A 23,271-nucleotide genomic window follows, 5' to 3' on the forward strand; every position below is an offset into this window, starting at 1 on the left:
ATCCTGAACGCAGTGAAGGACCTTATCACGCAAGAACAAGTCGTTCTTGCGTGATAAGGTCCTTCACTGCGTTCAGGATGACAGATGCTTAGTTGTTAAATGTTTCCGTCACCACGATTTTCTCAATCTCATCGTTCGGCGAAATCTGGTCGATAACGTCCAGGCCTTCCACCACTTTGCCGAATACGGTGTGCACGCGGTCGAGGTGAGCGGTGTTGTCGCGCGAGTGCACGATGAAGAATTGCGAGCCGCCTGTGTTTTTGCCGGCGTGGGCCATGCTCAACGCGCCGCGCTCGTGGTACTGGTGGCCACCGCTGGTTTCGCAGTCGATTTTGTAGCCGGGGCCGCCGGTACCGGGCTGGCCCTTAGCGCCTTCGCGGGTGTTTGGGCAGCCGCCCTGAATAACGAAATTCGGGAGTACGCGGTGAAATTTCAGGCCGTCGTAGTAGCCTTTTTTGGCGAGGTCGGTGAAGTTCTTAACGGTGTTCGGAGCATCCTGCTCGTAGAACTCAACTTTCATTACACCCTTTTTGGTGTGGATTGCGGCAGTTTTCATGAATCGCGTTTTTTTAGCGGATTAAACAATTTTGCCGAAAGCAGACACTGCTTTCGGCCGGCGAAGGTAATAATTTGATGGGCTTACGAAACATCCGGGGTAGGCTATTGCTTCGTAAGCTCACAGCCGTAGTTTCGTTTACGGCAATAATTATTTTTCGCCTACCTGTTTTTCTTCCTTCACACCAACCTGTTTCATGAAAAAATCTTTTGCTCCCCTGCTGGTAGCCCTGGCTACTTCCCTCATGCTGGCTAGCTGCGGCAATGACAAGCCCGCCACCACCGAAACCGAAACGGTTAGCACCGTAAATCCCGCCGATTCCATCGCATCGATGGCCGGCGATTCGGCCCGCATGGCCAAGCCCGAGGGCGTGATGGTAGACGGCGTGGCCATGACGGCTGATAAGAACATCGTGGAAAATGCTGCCGGTGCCAAGAGCGTAAGCACGCTGGTTGCCGCTGTGAAGCAGGCTGGCCTAGTTGAGACCCTGAGCGGTACGGGTCCCTTCACCGTATTTGCCCCCACCAACGCTGCCTTCGACAAGCTGCCCAAAGGTGCCGTAGCCGGCCTGATGGACCCCGCCAGCAAAGCCAAACTGGCCGCTGTGCTCACCTACCACGTAATCCCCGGCCGCCTCGTGGCCGCCGACCTGAAAGACGGTCAGGAGCTGACCACTGTGAACGGCGAAAAGCTGCACGTGACGGTGAAAAATGGCCAGGTTATGGTTGGCAATGGTAAAGATGCCCCCGCTACCGTACAAATCGCCGACGTAATTTCGAGCAATGGCGTGACCCACGTAATCGACACTGTCGTGCTGCCTGCAGCCAAGTAATACGACGGCGCTTGCGCCTCAATAAAAAAGGAGGAGCGACGAACGAAGAATTGCCAGTTGGTAATTCCTCGTTCGTCGCTCCTCCTTTTTTATTGAGGCGCAGCGCTAGTGCCGGTTATCCTCGCCGGCCAGCATGCTCAGGTAGCTGTCGTAGCGGGGCAGGGCAATGCGACCCTGGTCCACGGCTTCGCGCACGGCACAGCCGGGCTCGTGGGTGTGCTGGCAGTTGTGGTAGCGGCACTGGCCCAGCAGGGCGCGGAACTCGGGGAAGTAGCCGGCCAGCTCGGCGGGCGGCAAATCCACGAGGCCCAGCTCTTTGATGCCGGGCGTGTCGATAATGAAGGTGCCGGGGCGCACTTCCAGCATCTCGGCGAAGGTGGTGGTGTGCACGCCTTTATCGGAGAATTCGCTGATTTCGGCAGTTTTCAGGTCGAGGTCGGGCACCAGGGCATTGATGAGCGTGCTTTTACCCACGCCGGAGTGGCCGGCCAGCAGGCTCACTTTGCCATCAAGCAAGTGGTCGATTTCGGGCACGCCCTCGCCCGTAGTGGCGGCGCAGGTGCGGCTGGGGTAGCCCAGGCTGGCATACATGCCCGCAATCTGGGCCTGGTATTCGAAGCCGTCCTCGTCGTACAAATCGGTTTTGTTAAAGAGCAGTGTGACGGGAATGTGGTAGGCCTCGGCCGTCACCAAAAACCGGTCGATAAACCCGAACGAGGTAGCCGGGGATACCAGCGTCACGACCAGCAGCGCCTGGTCCAGATTGGCCGCTACGATGTGAACGTGGCCGGTTTTGTGCACCGAGCGGCGCACGATGTAGTTGCGGCGCGGCGCGATGTGCGAGATAACGCCCGCGCCTTCGGTCTGGGCTTCAATGCTGAAATCGACCAGGTCGCCCACGGCCAGCGGATTGCTGGCTTTCAAGCCCTTAATCTTGAATTTGCCGCGTAGGCGGCAGCGGTACAGCTGCCCGGTTCCAAGGCCGCGCACAATGTACCACGAGCCCGTGGACTTCACTACGATGCCGTGCAGCAGGCCGGTGGGGCCATCGGGGAGATAGGTATCGGCAGTGGTTGTCGTTGTCATGCGGGAGTGAGGGTGCGCAGGGCCGCCATGATGGTGCGCGTGGCCCCGGCCTGGTCGTGCACGTAATCGAGAATGGTGTCCTGGAGGCGCAGGCGGGCTTCGTTGGTGTTCCAGAGGTAAGTGAAGGCGGCTTCCAGCTCGGCGCCGCTGTGCACGGAGAAAGCGCCTTTCATCGCCACCAGCTCCACGGCCTCCTGAAACTTGCCGTATGTAGGCCCAAAAAACAGCGGCAGGCCGAACGCGGCCGCCTCCAGCGTGTTGTGCAGGCCCTTGCCGAACGCGCCGCCCACGTAGGCGTATTCGCCAAACCGATAGAGCTGGCTAAGCAAGCCCACGTTATCAAACAGCAGCACGCGGGCCTGAGCCACGGTAGCCACGTCGGCCAGCGAGTAGCGCTGCACCGGCCCCGGCAGTGTGGTTTCCACCAGCCGCAGGTTGGTTTCCGTCACTTCGTGCGGGGCGATGAGCACGCGCAGCTCCGGGCCGTAGCGTGCCAGCAGCGGGCGCAGCACGGGCAAGTCTTCGGCCCAGCTGCTGCCCACCACCAGCACGGGCGCGCCGTCGGCCACGAAGGCATCAACCAGCGGCAGCGAGCGGGCCGGGGCAAGCGCGGTGGCCACCACGGTATCGAAACGGGTATCGCCGGCCACGCTCACCTGTTGAACTCCGACGCCGCGCAGCAACTGGGCCGATGCTTCGTTCTGCGTGAAAATATGTGTGAAGCGTCCGAGTATTTTCCGGAAGAAGCCGCCCCAGGGCTTGAAAAATACTTGCTCAGGCCGGAAAATAGCCGATACCACAATGGCCGGAATGCGGCGTTGAAACGCCTCATCCAGAAAATGATACCAGAACTCATACTTCACAAATACCACCAGGCGGGGCTGCACTGCATCCAGAAAAGCCCAGGCATTGGCGCGGGTATCCAGCGGGAGGTAGAAAATATAGTCGGCCCCCGACCAGTTTTTGCGAATTTCGTAGCCCGAGGGCGAGAAAAACGTGAGCACCACCTTGGTGCCGGGGTGCGCCTGCCGGTAGGCTTCTATCAGCGGGCGGCCCTGCTCAAACTCGCCCAGCGAGGCGCAGTGAAACCACACGCGGGGCGCGGCATCGGGCCCAATGGTTTGGTTAATGTGGGCCAGCAGCCCGCGCCGGCCCGCCACCCAGGCGGCGGCCTTGGGCACGAACGGCGCTAACAGCCGGAGCAACAGGCCATACAGGCCCAGGGCGGTATCGTAGAAGAAAAGCAAGGCCCAAAATTACGCACTGCGCGCCCAGTCGATGTTTCGGGCCACGGTTAAATCTCCTTATCAGCTTCCCAGTCCACGGGGCAGGCCTCGCCGTTGTTCTCGTAGAACTGCAGGGCGTCAATCATGCGCAGGGCTTCGCCGAGGCTGCGGCCCAAGGGCCGGTCGTTCACGAGCTGGTGGCGCACAATGCCGTCGCGGTCAATCAGAAACAGGCCCCGGTAGGCCATTGGTGAGCCCACATAAGTCATTTCACCTTGCTCGGTGTAGTCGTAGTGGCCGCCCAGCACGTCGTAGTTGGCCGAAATGGTTTTGGTGGCATCGGCCACCAGTGGGTAAGCCACGCCGGCAATGCCGCCCTGGTCGCGGGGCGTTTCCTGCCAGGCCAGGTGGGCGTAGTGCGAGTCGGTAGAGCAGCCCACCACGGCCACGCCCCGGCGCTCAAACTCCGCCAGCCGGTCCTGAAATGCCAGAATTTCGGTGGGGCACACCCGGCTGAAATCAGCCGGGTAGAAGTAGAATAATACGTGCTTCTTGCCCAGGTAACGGTCGAGCGAAAATTCTTCTTCGGTCTTGCCGCCAATCACGGCCGTGGCCTTGAAGGAAGGGGCGCGCTTGCCCACGAGAACTGCCATGCGGAGAGAGAGAGTATTGGTTATTCGAATAATGTGTCATCCTGAGCGGAGCGAAGGACCTTCTCACCGATGAACGAAAGTCGGTCTAACGTAATAAGGTCCTTCGCTCTGCTCAGGATGACAAACGCGTTATCTGCTGGCTAGGTTGGCGCTGCCTTCAGCCTCAGCCCTGGCACACAAACTGAAACGTGTGGCGCGTGCGCTGCTCCAGCAGCAGGCGTTTGCCAGCCGTGAGGCGCGCAATGCTAGCCGCATCGTAGTTTTTGATGGTGAACAGCGTGAGCCCGGTATTGTAGTGCAGCGTGAACTGCTCGCGCAGCAAATCGAGCAGCTGGTGCACCCGCCGTTCCGAAAAATCGACACATACCGAAAAGCTGATGGCCGAGTTCTGCATCACGTTAATCTTGAGTTTGGCCTGCGCCAGCGCCGCGAAAATCACCGCCATATTCTCTTCCGAGATAAACGAAAAATCCTTGCTCGCGAAGGACAGCAGCGCCTGGTCCGTCTTCCGGATAAAGGCCGGGGCCAGCGCCGGGTGCTGACACTCGTGAATGAGCGTGCCCGCCGCCTCGGGGTCCAGAAACGACTTCACGCGCAGCGGAATGTTGCGGTCGGCCAGCGGTTTCAGCGTTTTGGGGTGGATGACGGACGCGCCGTAATACGCCATCTCAATTGTTTCGCGGTAGCTGATTTCGGGGTAGCACACCGTGTCGGGGAAGATTTTGGGGTCGGCGTTCAGCAGGCCCGCCACATCTTTCCAGATGGTCACCGACTCGGCCCGCAGGCAGTAGGCCAAGATGGCGGCCGTGTAGTCGGAGCCCTCGCGGCCGAGGGTTGTAGTGCGGCCGTCGGCGGTGCCGCCCAGGAAGCCTTGGGTCACTACTAGGCCCCTTGCCAAGAGTGGGGGCAAAGCCGCGTCGATGTTGCGCTCGGTGGCGGCCCAGTCCACACGGGCCTCGCGCCAGTTGCCATCTGTGCAGATGAGGGACCGGCAGTCGAGCCACTGCGCCCCTAAGGCTTTTGCCATGATGAGCGACGACAGCAACTCGCCGTAGCCTACAATCTGGTCGTACTGCTGGTCATAGTCACCGGGCATCACGCCGCCCAGCCGCTCCGGCAATTCTTCCAGCAGGGTGCCCAGAGTGACCCCACCGTAGCCCAGGCCCGGCACCCCAAACTTGTCGTCGGGCTCGGAAGCCACGGCATCGGCTACCCCGCAGTGAAACTGGTCCAAGGTCCGTAGCTTCTCAGTGTAAGCCTGTCCAGCATACGCCAACTCATAAATCTCCTCCAGAGCATTAGTCGTCTTACCCATCGCCGACACCACAATCACCAGCGGCCCTTTTGGCCCAAAGTCCCGCACGATGCGGCAGAGGTTGAGAATAGCCGCCGCATCCTTCACCGACGCGCCGCCAAATTTGTACACCTGAAGTCCCTGTCCCTGTTCCATAGACCCCAAAAGTAGCGCCGCCGGCCGCAAATGCGGTTTTCCAGGCGCTTTGCCGCCACTGCCGGGCCTTCTGCCAGGGCTTGGATATGCTCTGATAAAAATCCGCTGCCAAAGCAACCGATTGCACTTCGCCCCCGCTAGAGTAGCTTTGTTGAGCATTCCCGCTACCTCATTTCGACTCCCAACTCGCTTATGGACCACAATAAACTGGCCCTACCCGTCGGCACTACCCTCGACCGTTTCATCATGCGCAAGCAGGAAGATTTCCCTTACGCCACGGGGGAACTCTCTCAGCTACTGCGCGATATCGCCCTGGCCGCCAAGATTGTAAACCGCGAAATCAACCGCTCCGGCCTCATCGATATTGCAGGCGCCTACGGCAGCCAGAACATCCAGGGCGAGGACCAGCAAAAGCTCGACGTCATTGCCAACATCCGCTTCATCCGCGCCCTGCGCAACGGGGGCGAAGTCTGCACCATCATCTCCGAGGAGGACGATGAGATGATTCAGACCGGCAACAATCAGGGCAAGTATGTGGTGGCCATCGACCCGCTCGACGGGTCGAGCAACATCGATGTAAACGTGAGCATCGGCACCATTTTCAGCATCTACCGCCGCGTATCGCCCACCGGCCGCGAGGGCACCGTGGCCGACTGCCAGCAGCCCGGCACCCACCAGGTGGCCGCCGGCTACGTCATCTACGGCTCCAGCACCATGATGGTCTACACGACCGGCAACGGTGTGAATGGCTTCACCTACGAGCATTCGCTGGGCGAATTCTTCCTCTCGCACCCCGATATTCAGACGCCCAAAACCGGCACTGTCTATTCCATCAACGAGGGCAGCTCCGAGTCGTTTGCGCCCGGCGTGGCGGCCTTCGTGAAGCAGTGCAAAGACCAGCACTTTTCAGCCCGCTACATCGGCTCGCTCGTTGCCGATTTTCACCGCAACCTGCTCAAGGGCGGTATATACATCTATCCCGCCACCGCCAAAAGCCCCAACGGCAAGCTGCGCCTCATGTACGAGTGCAACCCCCTGGCCTTCATCGTGGAACAGGCTGGCGGCAAGAGCAGCAACGGCAATCGGCGCACCATGGAAATCGAGCCCCAGACGCCGCACGAGCGTTGCCCCGTTTTCATCGGCAGCAAAGACCTCGTGGAGCAGGCCGAAGCCCTGATTGCCCTGCACCTGCAGGCCAAAGAGCAGCCCGCCAAAGAGGCCAAAACCAAAGTCGATACCGCTAAATAAGCACCCCGTCATGCTGAGCTTGCCGAAGCATTTCGCGTGCTTTAGTAATCAATACTGAATCAACGAAGTGGTAGAGATGCTTCGGCAAGGTCAGCATGACCGTTCCTGCAGCCACAACAAAAAAGCCGTTCCTGATATCAGGAACGGCTTTTTTGTTGTGGCTGCAGGTCGAACTACTCGGCCTTCTTGCGGCTTTTCTTGGCCGGGGCGGTAGCCTCCGGGTTGCCTTCGGCGGTTGGTGCTTCATCGGCTGCGCCAATTACGCCACCGGTGCTCAGGGGCTCGTCGGCGCTGGGCTCGGTGTCGGCTTTAGAGGCTTTGGCCGATTTGGCTTTTGCTTTCGGCGCTTCTTCCGTCGTTGCTGGTGCTTCTTCGGTGGCTTCGGCAGCAGCGGCCTCCTGGTAGGGGCGGTGCTTGCTCACGATGCCGTACCAGCTGGCCAGTTTCTTAATATCGGACAGGTACACGCGGTCGCGGTCGTAGTCGGGAATCACGCCGGCCAGGAAACCGGTCAGCTCATCCTCGCTCGACTTGGCCGTCACGGGCGATGCCGCGCCATGCTTCTGGTAGATGCGCTCGAATACTTCCGTCAGCGGCACCGTCTCTTCGGGGTCTTGAGTGTAAATGGAAATCTCCGACAGCAGCGACACCTTGTTGCGGGCCGGGGCCAGCGTGCGGGTTGCTTTTTCGTCGAGGCTCTCGACCAACACGCCGTGGCGGGCGGCGCGCACCAGGCGGTACAGGCCGGGCATGCCGCTGATGGCGGCCAACTCTTGCAATTCGTAGGGCATTTTTGGGAATATTGAGAATGAAGAATGAAAAGAAAGAATGAGGAATGAAGCAAGAAACGCCGTTGGGCCATTTCACCAGCTTCATTCCTCATTCCTCCTTCTTCAGGGCAAAACTACGGATTATTGTCCTTCCGTCGCGTTCGAGCCCGTCACGCCGAGCTTGAACACGATGGGCAGGCTGGTCAGAATTGGATATTCCGGGGCCTTGAACTTCAGCAGGCGCACCACGCGCAGGGCCTCTTCGCCCGTGCCGCCGCCCACCTGCTTCACCAGCTTCACCCCCGACATGGTGCCGTCCGGGTTCAGCGTGAAGCTCACAATGCACTGGCCCTGAATGCGGTTGCGCTTAGCCATTAGTGGGTACTTCAGCTCCTTGCCAATGAAGTCGTACATGGCTACCTGGCCACCTTCGTAGTATTCAGCCACCGGAATCACCTTGCCGGCCGACCCAATGCCCGTGCCCTTCTCGGCCTGCGACTTGGGCGGCGCCGTATTGGGAGTGGTTTGGGCGGCGGCCGGCGCGGCGGCCAGCAGCAGCAAGCCCAAGGCAAGCTGCGGAATGGAAATATTTTTGGTCATGATGTAAATAAAGGGCGGAGGAAAACAGGAGGAAAATGCAGCCCATGCGGGCCAGTGGGTGGTTGGCAATTTCGGGGCCAATCTACGCATTGGCGGCGGCATCGGCCACCCATTGCTCGTTCACGTCGGTAATAAAATTCAGCACTTCGTCGCGGCCCAGGCCGGTCTCGGCCGAGGTCAGGAAGTAGCGCGGCAGCTCGTCCCAGATTTCGCTCATCTTGCGCAGGTACTCGGTCAGCAGGGCCTTGGTCTGGGCCGTCGACTGCTTGTCGGCTTTCGTGAAAATCATCACGAAGGGAATGCCCTCTTCGCCCAGCTTTTCCATGAATTCCAAATCGGCGGCCTGCGGCGCGTGGCGCGAGTCAATCAGCACACACACGCACATCAGGTTGGCCCGGTTGCGCAGGTAGTAATTAATCATCTTGGCCCATTCGGCCCGCGAAGTCTTGCTCACCTTGGCGTAGCCGTAGCCCGGCAAATCGACCAGAAACCAGTTGTCGTTGATGACGAAATGATTAATTAATTGCGTCTTGCCCGGCGAGGACGACGTTTTGGCCAGCGCCTTGCGCTCCGTCAGCATATTAATAAGCGACGATTTTCCCACGTTGGAGCGGCCGATAAAAGCGTATTCGGGCAGCGTAGGAGCGGGGCATAAGTCGGCCCGCGAATTACTCATTAGAAAGCGCGCGTCGTGAATAACCATAGATAAGGCGGAGAATAAACGGGGAATTAACAAGCTGTAAAATTACGCCGGAATGCTACCTGACGCCGAATAAATAAAAATGCGTCAATGGATGGCTATTTCATTGGTGCTTCTATATTTGCGCGGCATGCCAGCCAAACCAGCCAGCCACTGCCGCCGAACTCGACCACACCTGAATGGCCGAAATTTTGCCTAAAACCGCATTTCGCAACCAAACAGCCTATCTTTGCCCGTCGTTGGCTTTGCCATGGCGTGTCTTCGTGTGGGCTTTTCGTCCCAATAGTCGGTTACCTTCTGCGCAAAAGCGCATTAAAGCCTAACCCTATCGCGGTTTTTCAGTATAAGCCCAAAATATAGTTTTCTGCGGCTGCTCCGGCGGCGCACCCTTCCCTTACAATCCCTTCAGAAATTTCTTTTTTTCAAATCTCTCCTCAAATGGACAACTTATCCAGAAGGTTACTGCAAGCGTCGTGCGCCGTTGCCCTCACCGCCGCAATTGCCTCCCCGGCACAGGCGCAAAGCACGCGTAAGGACCTTAAAACCGGCAACAAGTTCTTCGAGCAGGAAAACTACCGCGCTGCCCTTCCATACTACGAAAAGGTATTGGCCAAAGACCCGAACAACGCCAAAGCGCTGTTCAACGCCGGCATTTCCTACATGTCTTTCGACAAGGAAAAGGCCAGCGACTACATCTACAAAGCGCAGAAGCTGAAGCCGAAAGTTTCGAAAGACGTGGAATACTGGCTCGGCCGGGTTGACCACCTCAACTACAACTTCGACGAGGCCGTGGCCCACTTTCAGGCCTACAATGCTACCCTGAAGAAGAACGACCAGCGCAAAGAAGAGCTGGCACAGCTCATTCAGCACAGCAAGAATGCCAAGGTGCAGTTCAACTCGCCCAAGGACATCTTCGTGAAGAACCTGGGTCCCACCATCAACACGCAGTTCTCGGAGCACAGCCCCGTAATTTCGTCGGATAACAAGATGCTCATTTTCACCTCGCGGGGTGAGAACGTGACCGGTGCTACCGGCAGCGTGAGCGACAAGAAAAATAAAAGTGTTGCCGCCGACGGTGAGTACTACGAAGATATCTTCGAAGCAACCCGCGTGGATGACGAGAACTGGCAGAAGCCCCGCTCGCTGAGCGGCGTGCTGAACGGTAAAGGCCACGATGCCTCCATCCAGCTATTCGACAACGATACCAAGATGTTGATGTACCGTAACGATAACAACGGCGACATCTTCGTAACTGACAAAAGCGGCGGCGACTGGACGGCTCCTAAGTCCCTGGATGGCAACATCAACTCGAAAGCGTTCGAGTCGGATGCCTTCATCACGCCCGACGGCCTGACCATCTACTTCTCGACCGGCAAATACTCGGAAGATGGTACGCTGGACCTGTACACCTCGACCCGCACTTCGACGGGTTCGGACTGGGGTACGGCCCGTTCACTGGGTGCCAACATCAACACCAAGTACGACGACGACAGCCCCTACCTGAGCAAGGACGGCAAGACGCTATACTTCTCGTCGCGCGGCCACAACACCATGGGCGGCTACGACATTTTCAAGTCGGACTACGACGAAGCTGGCCGCAAGTGGGGCCCGGCCCAGAACATGGGCTACCCCGTGAACACGCCGGACGATGACTCCTACTACCGCCTGAGTCCCGATGGCTCGTATGCTTACCTGAGCTCGTACCGCATTGGCGGCTACGGTGAGAAGGACATCTACACCATCAATTACATCAAGAACGCCAACATCGTTGGTAAGGTGTTCTCGTCGAAAGACAGCACCACGGTAATTCCGGGTGTGGAGCTGGTGTTTAGTGGTTCGCAGGCTGACAAAACGGCTTTGAGCTTCCGCGACGTGACCAAGCCCGATGGTGCTTACCAGGTGGCCGTGCTTTCGGGCCGTACCTACCAGGTAGCCGTTAGCAAGGATGGTAAGCCGATTGAGACGCAGGAGTTTGCCGTGCCGGTTTCGACGAACGACTCGACGACCATCACGAAGAACTTCTACATCAACTACGTAGATACGACGGCGACTGGCCTCTTCGCTACCAAGAACATCTACTTCGATACCGACAAGTACAAGCTGCGTCCGGAGTCGATTACGACCCTGAAGGAAATCAGCCAGGTGCTGACGGCTAACCCCGGCATCAACATCTCGGTAGAAGGCCATTGCGACTCGCGTAACACCGACGAGTACAACATGGTACTCGGCCAGAACCGCGCCAACGCCGCCTTCAACTACCTGAAGAAGCAGGGCATTGCTGAGGCTCGCATGACGACCGTGAGCTACGGCGAGCGTCGTCCGGCCGCGCCGAACGATTCGCCTGAGAACATGCAGCTTAACCGCCGCGATGAGTTCAAAGTGGTGCTGAAGGAAGGCGAAACCATGCCGACCATGACGGCTCCAACCAGCGCTACCGGCACTGGCATGAGCGGTTCCACGACCACTACGACCACAACAGCTGTTCCGCTGAGCCCCGGCAAGAGCAAGGTAAAACTGGCTGATGGCACCAAGGTGAAGACCAAGGTGGACGAGGATTCGGACAAAGTGAAGGTTAAAACCAAAGGTAGCGCTGGTGAGAAGTCGAAGACCGTGACCAAAAACGGTGAGCTCGATGCCAAAGCCAAAGACGCCAACGGCGAAAAAACCAAAGTGAAAGCCAAGAACTAATTATTGTTCAGGCAATTAAATTGGGAAGCGGGCCGGGCAGTTTGTCCGGCCCGCTTTTTATTATCACGCGTTCGGGGGCGCTGCCATTCTTTTATGGGGTTGCCCGCTAACAAACCAGCCCGATTGGGCGTTGGGGGAGAACAATTTTCCCGCTTCATTAACGTTCTTTGCGCCCGCACATGGCCGTCGTACCCTACAAAGACAATTCCGCCGATAAGAAATCGCAGGTTGCCCAGATGTTTAACTCCATCGCGGGCAAGTACGATTTTCTCAATCATTTTCTAAGCGCAGGCACCGACATTTACTGGCGGCGCAAAGCGGTAGATGAGTTGAAAGCCCTGCGCCCGGCCCGCATTCTGGATATTGCGACCGGTACTGCCGATTTCGCCATTGAAACCCTGCGGGCCGCCGCCCCCGATGCCCGGATAACGGGCGTTGACATCTCGGAAGGGATGCTGGAGGTGGGACGGCGCAAGCTGGCCGCCAAAGGCCTGGGCCACCGCATTCAGCTGGAGTTGGGCGACTCGGAGAACCTGCCGTTTGAAGACGGTGAGTTTGACGCGGTGACGGCCTCTTTTGGGGTGCGCAACTTTGCGCATCTCGAAGCCGGTCTTTCCGAAATGTGGCGGGTACTGCGGCCGGGGGGTAAGCTTGTTATCCTGGAATTCAGCAAGCCCAGCGCTTTTCCCTTTAAGCAAGCGTATAATTTTTATTTTAGTCGGGTACTGCCGGTCTTTGGCAAGATGATTTCCAAAGACCAGTCGGCGTATACCTATCTGCCGGCCTCGGTGCAGGCCTTCCCCGACGGTCCCGATTTCCTGGCTATTCTCGCTAAGGTCGGCTTCAAAGAACCTGCATGGCAACCACTCACCTTCGGAATAAGCTCCATTTACACCGCGCAGAAGTAAAGCGCCTGCTGCTGCTGGGCTTGCTGGCGCTGCTGCTGCCCACGGCCGCAATGGCACAGCGCAAAGCTCAGTCGCGGGCCAACCGGGGCAAAAACGGCACTATTAAATCCATCACGGTGCAGAACCTGCCGGGCTACGATGACCGGTGGTTTCACCCGGGTATGTACATCAGCGGCTCGGCTTCGCGGTTTGTGATTGAGCAATCGAGCAATTACATCTCCAGCCAGTACGTGACGGCCAATTCCATCTACAGCCCGAGTCTGGGGGTAGGTTTTATTGGCGATGCGCGGCTTGGCGGGCCCCGCTCACCGTTTATTTTTCGCTTTGCGCCCGGGGTAAATTTCCTGACGCGGAAGGTGGAATTCACGCCGCGCAACTACCCGGTGCCGGACTCCATTGTGACGCAGGAAGTGACCTCGACGGTGGTGCAGTTTCCGCTGCTGATTAAATATCAGTCGGACCGGCGGCGCAATGCGCGGATGTATATGATTGCCGGTATCAGCCCGAGCATCACGGCCAGCAACCGCCGCAGCGACCCGTTGCGCAACCAACTGCAGGCGCTCAACAGCGACCTGACGCTGGAGTATGGCGTGGGCCTGGACCTGTTCTACCCGCTGTTTAAGCTGGCGCCGGAGCTGCGGTTTTCGCACGGCCTGAAAAACCTGCTGGTAGGGCACAACGATGTGTTCAGCAACAGCTTGCAGTACATGAGCACCAATTCGGTGACGCTGTACATCAATATTCAAAACTAATCTTTCAGTAGTCGGTATTGGGGAGCCGGCAGTTGGATAAATATGTCCGACTGCTGGTTTCTTAATACCGATTTCTTATTTCAACAAAATGAAAACTGCTTTCGTAACCGGCGCATCGTCGGGCATTGGCCGGGCTACGGCCGTGGCGCTGGCCAAGGCCGGCTACCAACTGGTGGTGACCGGGCGGCGCCGTGAGCGGCTGGATGAGCTGGTGGCAGAGCTGGCCCCCGTGCCGGTGCACGTGCTCACGTTCGACGTGCGCGACCGGGCGGCGGTGGATGCGGCCGTGGCCACCTTGCCCGAGGCACTGCGTGCTCCCGATGTGCTGGTGAATAATGCCGGTGGCGCGCACGGCCTGAATCCCATTCAGGCCGGCGACCCGGCCGACTGGGACCAAATGCTGGATTCCAACGTACGCGGCCTGCTGAACGTGACCCACGCCCTGCTGCCGGGCATGACGGCCCGCCAAACAGGCTTCATCCTGAACATTGGCTCCATTGCCGGGCAGGAAGCGTATGCCAACGGCAACGTGTATTGCGCCACCAAGGCCGCCGTGCAGATGCTCACCAAAACTATGCGCCTCGACCTCCTGCCCACCGGTGTGCGGGTAGCCGAGGTGAACCCCGGAGCCGTGGAAACCGAGTTCTCGCAGGTGCGCTTCAAGGGCGATGAGGCGCGGGCAGCCAAAGTGTACGAAGGGTTTGAGCCGCTGAAGCCCGAGGATATTGCCGAGGTGATTGTGTTTATGGTGACGCGCCCGCCGCACGTAACCATTGCCGAAGTGCTGGTGCTGGCTGGCGCGCAGGGCGCGGCCACCACGATTAACCGGAAGTAATCGGCTTGGAATAAAAAAGCCCCGCTGGCTGCTTTAAAGCGTAGCTAGCGGGGCTTTTTTTATTGCTCTGAAACAGCCAGCTTTTCCAGGATGGCGCGGTTCAATTCGTGTTTGCCGGGGAAAGTGACGAGGTGCGTCAAAGCGGCGAATTGTTCAAGATATTGGAACTGCTGTTCTGCCTGGGTGAGGGTGATGTATTCGTCATCAGAACCGATAACAATGGTTAGCCTAAGGGCGTGCAGGAGGCTTTGTGCCACGGTGGCATCTATATCATCGGGAAAGCTGCCGGCCCATAGGACAAGGTGAGCGGGCCTGAAACGCGCGTGCGTCAGCCAGCGGCTGACCGTGGCGGTACCCTGCGAAAAGCCCAACACGGTGACTTGCACATCGGGCGGGCACTGCGGTAGCACGACTGCAGCCAGCTGGTTGAGGAAATTGACGTGGTCGTCGATTTCGTGCAGGCGGTCGTCGCGGGTCATCCAGCTGGCACCCACGCGGCCGCCGTTGCCGCTGAGGTAAAAGCGGGAGAGGCCTTCGGGGGCGATGATGACGGTGGTGGGGTCGGCTTCGACTAAAAAAGCAAAGTGCCGGATAAAGTACGCGGCCAGCTGCCCGTAGCCGTGGCAGACAAACCACACACGGCGCGTTTGGGCCGATAATTCGCCCAGCTGCTGGTAGCGGGCCGTGCGGGCAACGGTGAGGTGGTGCTCCATAAAAACCGAGGGGGCCGGCTACCCGGCGGGCGGCAGGTCATCGGCCGAGAAGCAGAAGGGCATGAGGGCGCTGAGGGCGCTGAAGCGCAGAATGGTGCCATCGCGACTGGGGAGCAGCAGCGGAATGGGCTGGCCCTGGCGCGTTTCGTATTCCAGCATCACCTGGCGGCAGGCCCCGCAGGGCATGGCGGGGCCAAAATCGCCGTGATTGGGGCGGGCAGCCACGGCCATGCCCACGATGGGCGCGTGGCCGGGCTGCGCGGCGGCGAGGCCAAACAAGGCCGTGCGCTCGGCGCACAGGCCGGAGGGATAGGCAGCATTTTCCTGATTGGTGCCCTTGAAAATAGTGCCATCGGCGAGGAGCAGCGCGGCCCCAACGTGGAAGCCGGAATAAGGCGCGTAGGCATGCGTGGTGGCATCGCGGGCGGCCTGCCAGGTAGTTTGCTCGGCGGGGGTGAGGTCGGTAGCGGCGTCCAGCTCTTCGAAGGTAATAAGCTGCTGGCGGGAATTGCGGGCCATGTGGATGGGATTAGGGGGCGGCGAAGGTAATACGTTGGGCTTAATGAGGAAGGAATAATTTAAGAAACGGAATAGCTTTTTTATAAATTCTGATTTGGCGTGGTTGCGGGCCGCACTTGCCGTTGGCTGCAGTTTAGCGCGCAGCGCGTAACTGCTGGCTGATTGGTGATGCTAGTCTGCGACTCGCTTACCGGGATTGCCGCTTTGCGGCAGCGAGTTGCAAACTCGCGTTACGGGTTAGCCAGCAGTTACGCGCTGCGCGCTAAACTGCTGCCAGCGGCAATGCCTCATCCCTCATTAAGCGCAGCGTTCTACTTTTGCCGCATGACTTCCCGCCTTTTGCTCCTCGGGGCCGGCCGCTCGGCCTCGTCCCTTATCCAGTACTTATTGCGCCACGCGCCTACCGAAAACTGGTATCTGACCGTAGCCGATGTGAACCCGGCGCATCTGGTTCCGGTGCTGGCGGCTCACACCGAGTACGCCCGCGCCGTGCCTTTCGACCTGGCCGATGAGGCCCAGCTGGAGGAGCTGGTGAGCCAGGCCGATGCCGTGATTTCGATGCTGCCGGCCGCCCTGCACCCAGTGGTGGCGCGGGCCTGCGTGCGCCAGGGCCGCCACCTGGCCACGGCCAGCTACGTGAGCCCCGAGATTCGGGCGCTGCACGACGAGGCGGAGGCAGCCGGCGTGACGCTGCTCATGGAGTGCGGCCTGGACCCGGGCCTCGACCATATGTCGGCGATGCGGGCCATTGCGCATATCCGGAAGCGGGGCGGAGTCATTACGAGCTTCAAGAGCTACTGCGGGGGGCTGCTGGCTCCGGCAGCGGAAGGCGATAATCCCTGGAAATACAAGTTCACCTGGAACCCGCGCAACGTGGTGCTGGCGGGCCAGGGCACGGCTAAATTTCTGGAGAACGGGTTGCCGCGCTTCATCCCATACCAGCAGCTTTTTAGTCGGATTGAGACGTTGACATTGCCCGAATACGGCGAGTTTGAAGGCTACGCCAACCGGGATTCGCTGAGCTACCGTGCGTCGTATGGGCTGGAGGATATTCCGACCATCCTGCGCGGGACGCTGCGGCGGCCGGGCTACTGCGCCGCCTGGCAAGCCCTCGTGCGCCTCGGCCTGACCGATGACTCGGTGAACCTCGACAACCCCGCCACCATGACCTGGGCTGAGCTGGTGGAGGCTTATCTACCCATATCACTCATCCCGCACCTCGACCTGGCGGCGCGGGTGGCCACCTACCTCGGCCTGAACCCCACCGGCGACGAAATGGCCCGCCTGCACTGGCTGGACCTCTTTTCGGACCGGCCCGTGGGCCATGCTCACGCCACGCCGGCCCAATTGCTGGAGCGCCTGCTGGCCGAAAAGTGGCAGCTACAACCTCACGACAAGGACCTGATTGTGATGCAGCACCTTTTCGAGTTTGAGTTGAACGGCACCACGCACCGCCTCACGTCGTCGCTGGCGGTGGAGGGCGACGACGCCACCCACACCGGCATGGCCAAAACCGTGGGCCTGCCCCTGGGCATGGCCGTGCGCCGCCTGCTGCGCGGCGAAGTGCCCCAGCGTGGCGTGCTGATTCCGGTGGGAGCCGGCTTATACGAGCCCATTCTGGACGAGCTGGCCGCCGATTACGGCATCCGCTTCGACGAAGAAGAAGCATAGTGAAAACGGCCGGACAATACGCGGCTGTAATAGGGCGTTGGGGGGCGGCATGAAGGCACTCGGGGCTTATTTGAAAATGCGCCTGACACTGCTGCTCCGGCTGCTACGCGAAGTTGGCTGGCTGCGGCTGGCGCTGCTGGCCCCGGTGCTGCTGGCAGCCGTGGGCCGTGGGCTGGTGCTGGCCGGCACGCACCCGGCGGGCCAATGGGCGGTGCCTTTTTTGACTTTCCTGCTGCTGGCATCGGCCCATCGGCAGCGGGCCGATTTGCGTTTTCTGGACACCAGCGCGCCGCGCTTCCGGCGCTGGCTGGCCGTGGAATATCTGCTGGTGGCACTGCCCGTCGCAGTGGCCCTGGCCAGCTTTCATGACTGGGGTGCGGCCCTGCTCACGCTGGCCCTGCCCGGCCTGGCGGCGTGGCTGCCCGCGCGCCGCGAAAGCCAGCGCGTGCGGCACCGCGCCCGTAGCCTGTTTCGGAGCGAGGCGTTTGAATGGGTGAGCGGGCTGCGGGCCGGCGGGCTGTGGGTGTGGCCGGTGCTGCTGGCCGGGGCAGTTTGGCAATATCCATCGCCGCTGGGGCCGGGCGTGGCCTTGGTGGTGTGGCTATTTATTTTGCTGGCCTGCTACGGCACTCCTGAACCGGTGACTATGCTGGTGCTGGCGGCGCGCACGCCAAAGCAGTTTCTGCGGCGGCGGCTGGGGCTGGGCGTGGGCTACGCGGCACTCTCGGCCGCCCCTTTTTTCTGGCTGCTGGCAGCGGGGCCGGCCGGTAGGGGTGGGGCAGTGGTCGTGGCCGCGTTCTGGCTGGCGCTGGTGGCGCTGCTCATTCTTACCAAGTATGCGTTCTACCCCAACGCCGTGCACATCCGCACCACGCAGGCGCTGGTGGTGGGCGTAGCGCTCACCCTGATGGCTCATCCGGTGTATCCGGTGCTGCTGCTGGTAGCGGTGGGCGGCTTAATCTGGCAGAGCCAGCGGCGGCTGCGGGCAGTGTTGGGGGAAGGGAATCGGGAGTTAAAAGTTGAGAGTTAAAAGTTAAAAATTCATTCCAACTTCAACTTTTAACTGAATTATAGAATGCTCGAAATTCTTAATCTGCGCAAGGCCTACGGCCCGCATACCGTGCTGCACGATGTGAGCCTGAACCTGCTTTCCGGCACTATTCACGGGCTGGTAGGAGCCAATGGCGCGGGAAAGACCACGCTTATCAATTGCCTTTATGGGCTGGAAAACGACTTTGCCGGTACCATCCGCGATACGGCCGGGACGGCTGTGCGCGAGCATTGTGGGCTGCTGCCCTACGAGCCGTATTTCTATCCGCGCCTCACCGGGCGCGAGTACCTGGAATTCTGCCTGCAGGCCCGGGGCCGCCCCCTTGTGGATTTCGCCGGCTGGAACCAGCTGCTGGAGCTGCCCCTCGACCAGTACGCCGACGAATACTCGGCCGGCATGCGCAAGAAGCTGGCCCTGCTTGCCCTGCTGGTGCAGCAGTTCAACTACCTCATTCTCGATGAGCCCTTCAACGGCCTCGACCTGGAGGCCAACCTGCTGCTGAAGGAAATCCTGAAGCGGCTGCGCGACCGGGGCACGGGCATTCTGCTCACATCGCACATTCTGGGCGCGCTCACCGAAACCTGCAATGAAATCTCGGTGCTGGTGGATGGGCGCGTACAGCGCCATTATCTGGCAGCTGAATTCGGGACGCTGGAGGCCGACCTGCTCGATAGCCTGCACCGCGAGAAGCTGGGCCTGTTGGCGGGGCTGGTGTAGCCCGTTGTAGCACATGCTTTAGCTTGTGCTAGTATGGGAATGGTCGTTCAGCGCCGCACAAGCTGAAGCATGTGCTACAAGGGGCTAAAGCGCCAGGTAAAACCCGGCCAGCAGTGCTTGAAACGTGGCCGAATATTCTGCCTCATTCTCCTCTGTCCGAATCGTCAGTTCGGTTTCGTGTGTTACCGATGCTCCTAGCCTAAAACCCGTGATGTGCCGCAGTGGCCGGCTGCCGGGCCGATGCCGTACCACCAGCCGCGAGGCCGGATATAGTCCGACTTGCGCCGCAACGGCTTCAAATGCCCGCATCTCGGGTGGTGGCAGGAGCACGGTGAGCAAACCAGACACGGCCAGAAAATCGGCTGCGAAAGCCGCTAATGCTGCAAAGGAAAGTGACCCGGCATCTTCGTGGCGCGCGGTAGTGCGCGCTGCATTGGGCGAGCGCAACGACTGCCGAAAAAACGGCGGATTACAGATAATGTGGCTGAACCGAAGGTCGGCGTCAGCCAACGGGGCGGGAGCCATGGCCGCGTACTCAGCCAGGCTCAGCGCTCGCACCCGAATGCGCCCGGCCCACGGGCTGGCTGCCGCATTGGCCGCTGCCTGCGCGGCGGCGGCGGCATCAATCTCCACCGCTTCGATTTCGACGGTGGCGTGGCGCTGGGCGGCCATGAGGGTCAGCAGGCCGGTGCCCGTGCCGATATCGAGCAGGCGCATGGCCCCAGTGAGGTCGGCGGCCGCGCCGAGCAGGCAGGCATCGGTGCTCACCTTCATGGCGCAGGCGCTTTGCTCGATGCGGAACTGCTGGAACTGGAAGTAGTCGTTGGGCAACTTGGAAGTGTTGATTTCTAAATGTTGAGGGTTGAATGATACTTTTTAACTCAACATTCAACCCCCAGCATTCAAAACTCCTTTCTCATACCCTTCATCCACCAGCAAGCCTTTGCCCAGCGCGCTTTGCACGGCCAGCACGTCGCAGCGCTCGTTTTCGGCGTGGCCGGCGTGGCCTTTTATCCAGTGGAAGGTGACTTTGCGCTGCTTGTAGATGCGTAGGAAGCGCCGCCACAGGTCCTCGTTGGCTTTTTTGCCGAAATCGGCCTTTTTCTCCCAGCCGAAAACCCACTTTTTTTCCACGGAATCGACCACGTATTTGGAGTCGGAGACGACGCGGATGGGCAGGTCGGGGCGGGTCACGGCTTCGAGGCCGACTATCACGGCCAGCAGCTCCATGCGGTTGTTGGTGGTGTGGCGGAAGCCCTGGGTGAGCTCCTTTTCGTGCGGGCCGTAGCGCAGAATGGCGCCGTAGCCGCCCGGGCCGGGGTTGCCGCGGGCTGAGCCGTCGGTGTACAGGTGAATCATAATTGGTGCTTGGTGCTTGGTTTTTGGTGCTTGGTACGGGATGCCTGAGAGAACCAGCCAAGCACTAGGCACCAACAACCAAGCACTAAAAATTGGCTTTAAACAGCTTGATGGCAATGGCCAGCAGAATCACGCCGAACACGCGGCGCAGTACGTCTTCGCCGGCTTTGCCGAGCTTGCGCTCAATCCAGGGGCTGGTTTTGAGCACGGCGTACACGAACACGAGGTTGAGCATAATGCCGACCAGGATGTTGGGCAGCGTGTAGGCGGCGCGGAGCGAGAGCAGCGTAGTCATGGTGCCGGCCCCGGTGATGAGCGGAAACGCCAGCGGCACAATAGAGCCGGTGCTGGCCGTGAGGTCGGATTTGAAAAGCTCGACGCCGAGAATCATCTCAAGTCCGATGAGGAAGATGATGACCGCGCCGGCCAGCGCAAAGCTCTCGTTATCGACCCCAAAAAGATGCAGAATGCTCTGGCCCAAAAAGAGAAAGGCCACCATCAGGCAGCCCGCCACAATGGTAGCCAGCTCAGCCTTAATCTGCCCCTCGCGCTGCCGAATCTGAATAATAATGGGAATGGAGCCGATAATGTCAATCACGGCGAAGAGCGTGAGCGTGACGGAGAATATTTGCTGGAGATTGAGCACTGGTGGAGGGTTGAGTTTGGAGGGTTGAATGTTGAGTTAAAAAAGGGCCGGTTGAGTTGTGCGAATCATTCATTCACCACAGAAACTCAACCTTCAACCCTACAAACTCAACCCTTAACCCGGGTACTCTTTGGCGAAAAACTGCACCAGGGCTTCCATGGCGGCATCGGGCACGGCGGGGAAGTTGGCGATGCGGATGGTGGTGTTTTTGAGCGGGCCGTAGCCGCTGCCCAGCTGCAGGCCGGCTTCCCGGGCTTTGGCTTTGATTTCATCAATCAATCCGGCATCGCCGCGCAGGCCGATGACGGTGGTGGAGCGGGTTTCGTAGTTGTTGATGAGGGGCGTGAGCGGGGTGGCCTGCTCGAAGAAAGCGTAGAGCTTTTCGGCGCGGTCGGCGAGGTGCTGGTGCACGGTTTTGATGGGCTCGCGGTCGGCCAGCACGCGGCTCAGGAGGTAGATGCCCAGCACGTTGGGCGTATAGTTGGTTTGGTGGTTGAGCATCTGGCTCAGCATGGCGGGCAGGCCGTTGTAGTGGCTGCGGTCGTTCACCAGCTTGGCCTGGGCCACGGCGCGGGGCGACAAAATCATCACGCCCAGCCCGGCGGGCAATCCGAAGCACTTCTGCACTGAGCCGTACCAGATGTCGGCTTTGATGTACTTCAGGTTCAGGCCAGCCAGCGAGCTGGTGGCATCTACGGCCAGCAGGGCCCCGCCGAGGCGGTTGTACAGGTTCAGGATGAAGCCTTCGCGGAGCTGGGTGGCGGTGCTGGTTTCGTTCTGGGTGATGCACACCAGGTCGGTATCGTCGGGGGCGAAGGGCAGGCTGGCGATGTCGGGCAGCTCATCGAGCCCGAAGCTCAGGCCCGTACTGGCCGGCCGAATGGCTTTGGCGTACTTGTACCACTTCTCGCCGAAGTCGCCGTTGTAGATGTGAAACGAGCGACGCGGGGTGAGGCTCTGGGCCAGAATTTCCCAGCACTCGGTGGCCGAGCCGGTGAACAGGACGGTGTAGTCCTGCGGCACGTTGAGCTTGGTTTTGAGGTCGGTTACAGTCTGGCGCACCAGGGCGGTCACCTTTTCGGAGCGGTGCGGAGCCGAGAGCCAGCCCTCGTCAAAAGCATCGGTGAGGTATTGCCGAACGGCGGGATATACGGCCGAAGGCCCGGGATTGAAAGTATACATGGGAAAGCAAGGCTAAGGGAGAGGAGGCACCGCCGCCGCAAAGGTAGCGGCTGGGCCAACCGTCGAAAGTACGATTTTAGGACCGGCGCTCGCGCCCCCCAACGTTTTGCCACCGGCTTTCCGTGCATCGAATAGCCATTGCCCGGCCCTGCAAACACTCTGCCTGCCCTTTCGAACCGGGCGTCCGGCATCCCAAATACGCTGCCGGCCCGTGCGGCGGAGCACCGATTGGACTGGTTGGAAGCTATCTAAACCCGAAAGCCGACCCGCTTAGGCGTCTGGTTCACGAACCACTGCACGGCCAGCCGGTAGCTTTCCAGCCCGAAGCCGCTGATGCTGCCCGCGCAATGCCGCCCAAACAGGCTTTTCTGGCGGAAGTCTTCGCGGGCGTGCAGGTTGCTCAGGTGCACTTCCACCACGGGCGTGCTGATGGCGGCCACGGCATCGGCCAGGGCGATGCTGGTGTGTGTGTAGCCGCCGGCGTTGAGCACGATGCCGTGGTGCGTGAAGCCGATTTCGTGCAGCTTATCCAGAATTGCGCCTTCGTGGTTGGATTGGAACTGCGTGAGCTTCAGCTGCGGGAAGGCTTCTTCGAGCTCGGGAAAAAAGTCTTCGAACGAGCGGTTGCCATATATGCCGGGCTCGCGGCGGCCGAGCAGGTTGAGGTTAGGGCCGTTGAGAATGAGAATGTCCAATTTAATTATGAATTATGAATTAGAAATTATGAATTGGGTTGGAGTTACCCTGTTTTATTTGACTTTGTTGAAAGGATAATACTGGACAGCAGCTTGTTAATTTCGATGTTATGAGCGTGGATAGAATCAAAAGCTTCTGGCGGCAAAAAATCATTGTCGTGTAGCAGGCGCAGCCAGTACGAAGTTTCCCGCGCTTCCTTTGCAGCGATGTGGAGTTTATTGATGAAGTCCGCCGTAGAACTTGCCGCTAGTGCTTCTTCTACATTGGCCCCGATGGAAGTACCACTCCGAAGCAGTTGTTTCGACAGCACGAACTCGCGTTGCTCACTTGTGAGGTATCTGTAGGCTTTGATAATACGCGAAGCAAAAGCGTACGACTTCTGCTGAATAGCATTCTCCTTCATCCCGCAAATA

Annotated in this window: 25 protein-coding genes; 9 read left to right on the forward strand and 16 right to left on the reverse strand. The window is 59.6% G+C overall.

Features of this window, described 5'->3' with window-relative positions:
- Positions 1 to 88: 88 nt before the first annotated feature.
- A complete protein-coding gene (locus HBN54_RS16195) occupies positions 89 to 556 on the reverse strand; it encodes a peptidylprolyl isomerase (RefSeq protein WP_168674258.1) in 468 nt (155 codons plus the stop codon).
- A 196-nt stretch (positions 557 to 752) separates the two neighbouring features.
- Between HBN54_RS16195 and HBN54_RS16200 the strand changes: the two genes are divergently transcribed.
- Entirely contained in the window at positions 753 to 1,388 is a 636-nt protein-coding gene (locus HBN54_RS16200; RefSeq protein WP_168674259.1) for a fasciclin domain-containing protein, read from the forward strand.
- Positions 1,389 to 1,493: 105 nt separating this feature from the next.
- Here the strand turns inward: HBN54_RS16200 and rsgA are convergent, their stop codons facing one another.
- The 4 genes from rsgA to HBN54_RS16220 form a co-directional block, all read right to left on the reverse strand.
- Positions 1,494 to 2,474, reverse strand: a complete 981-nt coding sequence (gene rsgA / locus HBN54_RS16205; protein ID WP_210428086.1) for a ribosome small subunit-dependent GTPase A — start codon at positions 2,472 to 2,474, stop codon at positions 1,494 to 1,496.
- Positions 2,471 to 3,721, reverse strand: a complete 1,251-nt coding sequence (locus tag HBN54_RS16210; RefSeq protein WP_168674260.1) for a 3-deoxy-D-manno-octulosonic acid transferase — start codon at positions 3,719 to 3,721, stop codon at positions 2,471 to 2,473. Before HBN54_RS16210 ends, rsgA begins: the two co-directional genes overlap by 4 nt.
- 47 nt (positions 3,722 to 3,768) lie before the next feature.
- On the reverse strand, positions 3,769 to 4,353 hold the full coding sequence (locus tag HBN54_RS16215) for a peroxiredoxin (RefSeq protein WP_168674261.1): 585 nt from the start codon (positions 4,351 to 4,353) through the stop codon (positions 3,769 to 3,771).
- Between the two features lie 163 nt (positions 4,354 to 4,516).
- A complete protein-coding gene (locus HBN54_RS16220; protein ID WP_168674262.1) occupies positions 4,517 to 5,803 on the reverse strand; it encodes an aspartate kinase in 1,287 nt (428 codons plus the stop codon).
- Between the two features lie 192 nt (positions 5,804 to 5,995).
- Here HBN54_RS16220 and fbp point away from each other — a divergent pair, with 192 nt between their 5' ends.
- Positions 5,996 to 7,051: a class 1 fructose-bisphosphatase gene (gene fbp / locus HBN54_RS16225; RefSeq protein WP_168674263.1), complete on the forward strand. Its 1,056-nt coding sequence runs from the start codon at positions 5,996 to 5,998 to the stop codon at positions 7,049 to 7,051.
- A 173-nt stretch (positions 7,052 to 7,224) separates the two neighbouring features.
- Here the strand turns inward: fbp and HBN54_RS16230 are convergent, their stop codons facing one another.
- From HBN54_RS16230 to yihA, 3 genes are all read right to left on the reverse strand, one after another.
- A complete protein-coding gene (locus HBN54_RS16230) occupies positions 7,225 to 7,842 on the reverse strand; it encodes a DUF5606 family protein (RefSeq protein ID WP_168674264.1) in 618 nt (205 codons plus the stop codon).
- Between the two features lie 120 nt (positions 7,843 to 7,962).
- Positions 7,963 to 8,421, reverse strand: coding sequence for an energy transducer TonB (locus HBN54_RS16235; protein ID WP_168674265.1), 459 nt, complete (start codon positions 8,419 to 8,421; stop codon positions 7,963 to 7,965).
- An 82-nt stretch (positions 8,422 to 8,503) separates the two neighbouring features.
- Positions 8,504 to 9,124, reverse strand: coding sequence for a ribosome biogenesis GTP-binding protein YihA/YsxC (yihA, locus tag HBN54_RS16240; RefSeq protein ID WP_168674266.1), 621 nt, complete (start codon positions 9,122 to 9,124; stop codon positions 8,504 to 8,506).
- 435 nt (positions 9,125 to 9,559) lie between these two features.
- Between yihA and HBN54_RS16245 the strand changes: the two genes are divergently transcribed.
- The 4 genes from HBN54_RS16245 to HBN54_RS16260 all read left to right on the forward strand — a co-directional run bounded on the left by HBN54_RS16245 (position 9,560) and on the right by HBN54_RS16260 (position 14,304).
- The gene (locus HBN54_RS16245; RefSeq protein WP_168674267.1) at positions 9,560 to 11,809 is read left to right on the forward strand and encodes an OmpA family protein; all 2,250 of its coding nucleotides are present in this window, start codon (positions 9,560 to 9,562) and stop codon (positions 11,807 to 11,809) included.
- 179 nt (positions 11,810 to 11,988) lie between these two features.
- Positions 11,989 to 12,717: a bifunctional demethylmenaquinone methyltransferase/2-methoxy-6-polyprenyl-1,4-benzoquinol methylase UbiE gene (ubiE, locus tag HBN54_RS16250; RefSeq protein WP_168674268.1), complete on the forward strand. Its 729-nt coding sequence runs from the start codon at positions 11,989 to 11,991 to the stop codon at positions 12,715 to 12,717.
- Complete coding sequence (gene porT / locus HBN54_RS16255) at positions 12,666 to 13,469, forward strand: type IX secretion/gliding motility protein PorT/SprT (protein ID WP_168674269.1); 804 nt, start codon at positions 12,666 to 12,668, stop codon at positions 13,467 to 13,469. The genes ubiE and porT overlap by 52 nt, the downstream gene beginning before the upstream one ends.
- An 88-nt stretch (positions 13,470 to 13,557) precedes the next feature.
- Positions 13,558 to 14,304 (forward strand): SDR family NAD(P)-dependent oxidoreductase, encoded by a 747-nt coding sequence (locus HBN54_RS16260; protein WP_168674270.1) that lies wholly within the window; start codon positions 13,558 to 13,560, stop codon positions 14,302 to 14,304.
- A 59-nt stretch (positions 14,305 to 14,363) separates the two neighbouring features.
- Here HBN54_RS16260 and HBN54_RS16265 read toward each other — a convergent pair whose 3' ends face one another.
- Complete coding sequence (locus tag HBN54_RS16265; protein ID WP_168674271.1) at positions 14,364 to 15,017, reverse strand: alpha/beta hydrolase; 654 nt, start codon at positions 15,015 to 15,017, stop codon at positions 14,364 to 14,366.
- A gap of 18 nt (positions 15,018 to 15,035) precedes the next feature.
- Entirely contained in the window at positions 15,036 to 15,536 is a 501-nt protein-coding gene (cdd, locus tag HBN54_RS16270) for a cytidine deaminase (protein ID WP_168674272.1), read from the reverse strand.
- Between the two features lie 324 nt (positions 15,537 to 15,860).
- Between cdd and HBN54_RS16275 the strand changes: the two genes are divergently transcribed.
- The 3 genes from HBN54_RS16275 (at position 15,861) to HBN54_RS16285 (ending at position 18,975) form a co-directional block, all read left to right on the forward strand.
- Positions 15,861 to 17,207, forward strand: coding sequence for a saccharopine dehydrogenase family protein (locus HBN54_RS16275; RefSeq protein WP_168674273.1), 1,347 nt, complete (start codon positions 15,861 to 15,863; stop codon positions 17,205 to 17,207).
- Between the two features lie 76 nt (positions 17,208 to 17,283).
- Positions 17,284 to 18,237, forward strand: coding sequence for a hypothetical protein (locus HBN54_RS16280; RefSeq protein WP_168674274.1), 954 nt, complete (start codon positions 17,284 to 17,286; stop codon positions 18,235 to 18,237).
- Between the two features lie 45 nt (positions 18,238 to 18,282).
- Positions 18,283 to 18,975 (forward strand): ATP-binding cassette domain-containing protein, encoded by a 693-nt coding sequence (locus HBN54_RS16285; RefSeq protein WP_168674275.1) that lies wholly within the window; start codon positions 18,283 to 18,285, stop codon positions 18,973 to 18,975.
- 84 nt (positions 18,976 to 19,059) lie between these two features.
- Here the strand turns inward: HBN54_RS16285 and HBN54_RS16290 are convergent, their stop codons facing one another.
- The 6 genes from HBN54_RS16290 to HBN54_RS16315 form a co-directional block, all read right to left on the reverse strand.
- The gene (locus HBN54_RS16290) at positions 19,060 to 19,806 is read right to left on the reverse strand and encodes a tRNA1(Val) (adenine(37)-N6)-methyltransferase (protein WP_168674276.1); all 747 of its coding nucleotides are present in this window, start codon (positions 19,804 to 19,806) and stop codon (positions 19,060 to 19,062) included.
- 57 nt (positions 19,807 to 19,863) lie between these two features.
- Positions 19,864 to 20,334, reverse strand: coding sequence for a ribonuclease HI (gene rnhA / locus HBN54_RS16295; RefSeq protein WP_168674277.1), 471 nt, complete (start codon positions 20,332 to 20,334; stop codon positions 19,864 to 19,866).
- 85 nt (positions 20,335 to 20,419) lie between these two features.
- Entirely contained in the window at positions 20,420 to 20,980 is a 561-nt protein-coding gene (locus HBN54_RS16300; protein ID WP_168674278.1) for a MarC family protein, read from the reverse strand.
- Between the two features lie 114 nt (positions 20,981 to 21,094).
- A complete protein-coding gene (locus HBN54_RS16305) occupies positions 21,095 to 22,162 on the reverse strand; it encodes an aminotransferase class V-fold PLP-dependent enzyme (protein ID WP_168674279.1) in 1,068 nt (355 codons plus the stop codon).
- 248 nt (positions 22,163 to 22,410) lie between these two features.
- Positions 22,411 to 22,857, reverse strand: coding sequence for a type II 3-dehydroquinate dehydratase (gene aroQ, locus HBN54_RS16310; RefSeq protein WP_168674280.1), 447 nt, complete (start codon positions 22,855 to 22,857; stop codon positions 22,411 to 22,413).
- Between the two features lie 44 nt (positions 22,858 to 22,901).
- The gene (locus HBN54_RS16315) at positions 22,902 to 23,261 is read right to left on the reverse strand and encodes a four helix bundle protein (RefSeq protein WP_168674281.1); all 360 of its coding nucleotides are present in this window, start codon (positions 23,259 to 23,261) and stop codon (positions 22,902 to 22,904) included.
- Positions 23,262 to 23,271: the final 10 nt, after the last annotated feature.

Source organism: Hymenobacter artigasi, assembly GCF_012275535.1.
Classification (GTDB): domain Bacteria; phylum Bacteroidota; class Bacteroidia; order Cytophagales; family Hymenobacteraceae; genus Hymenobacter; species Hymenobacter artigasi.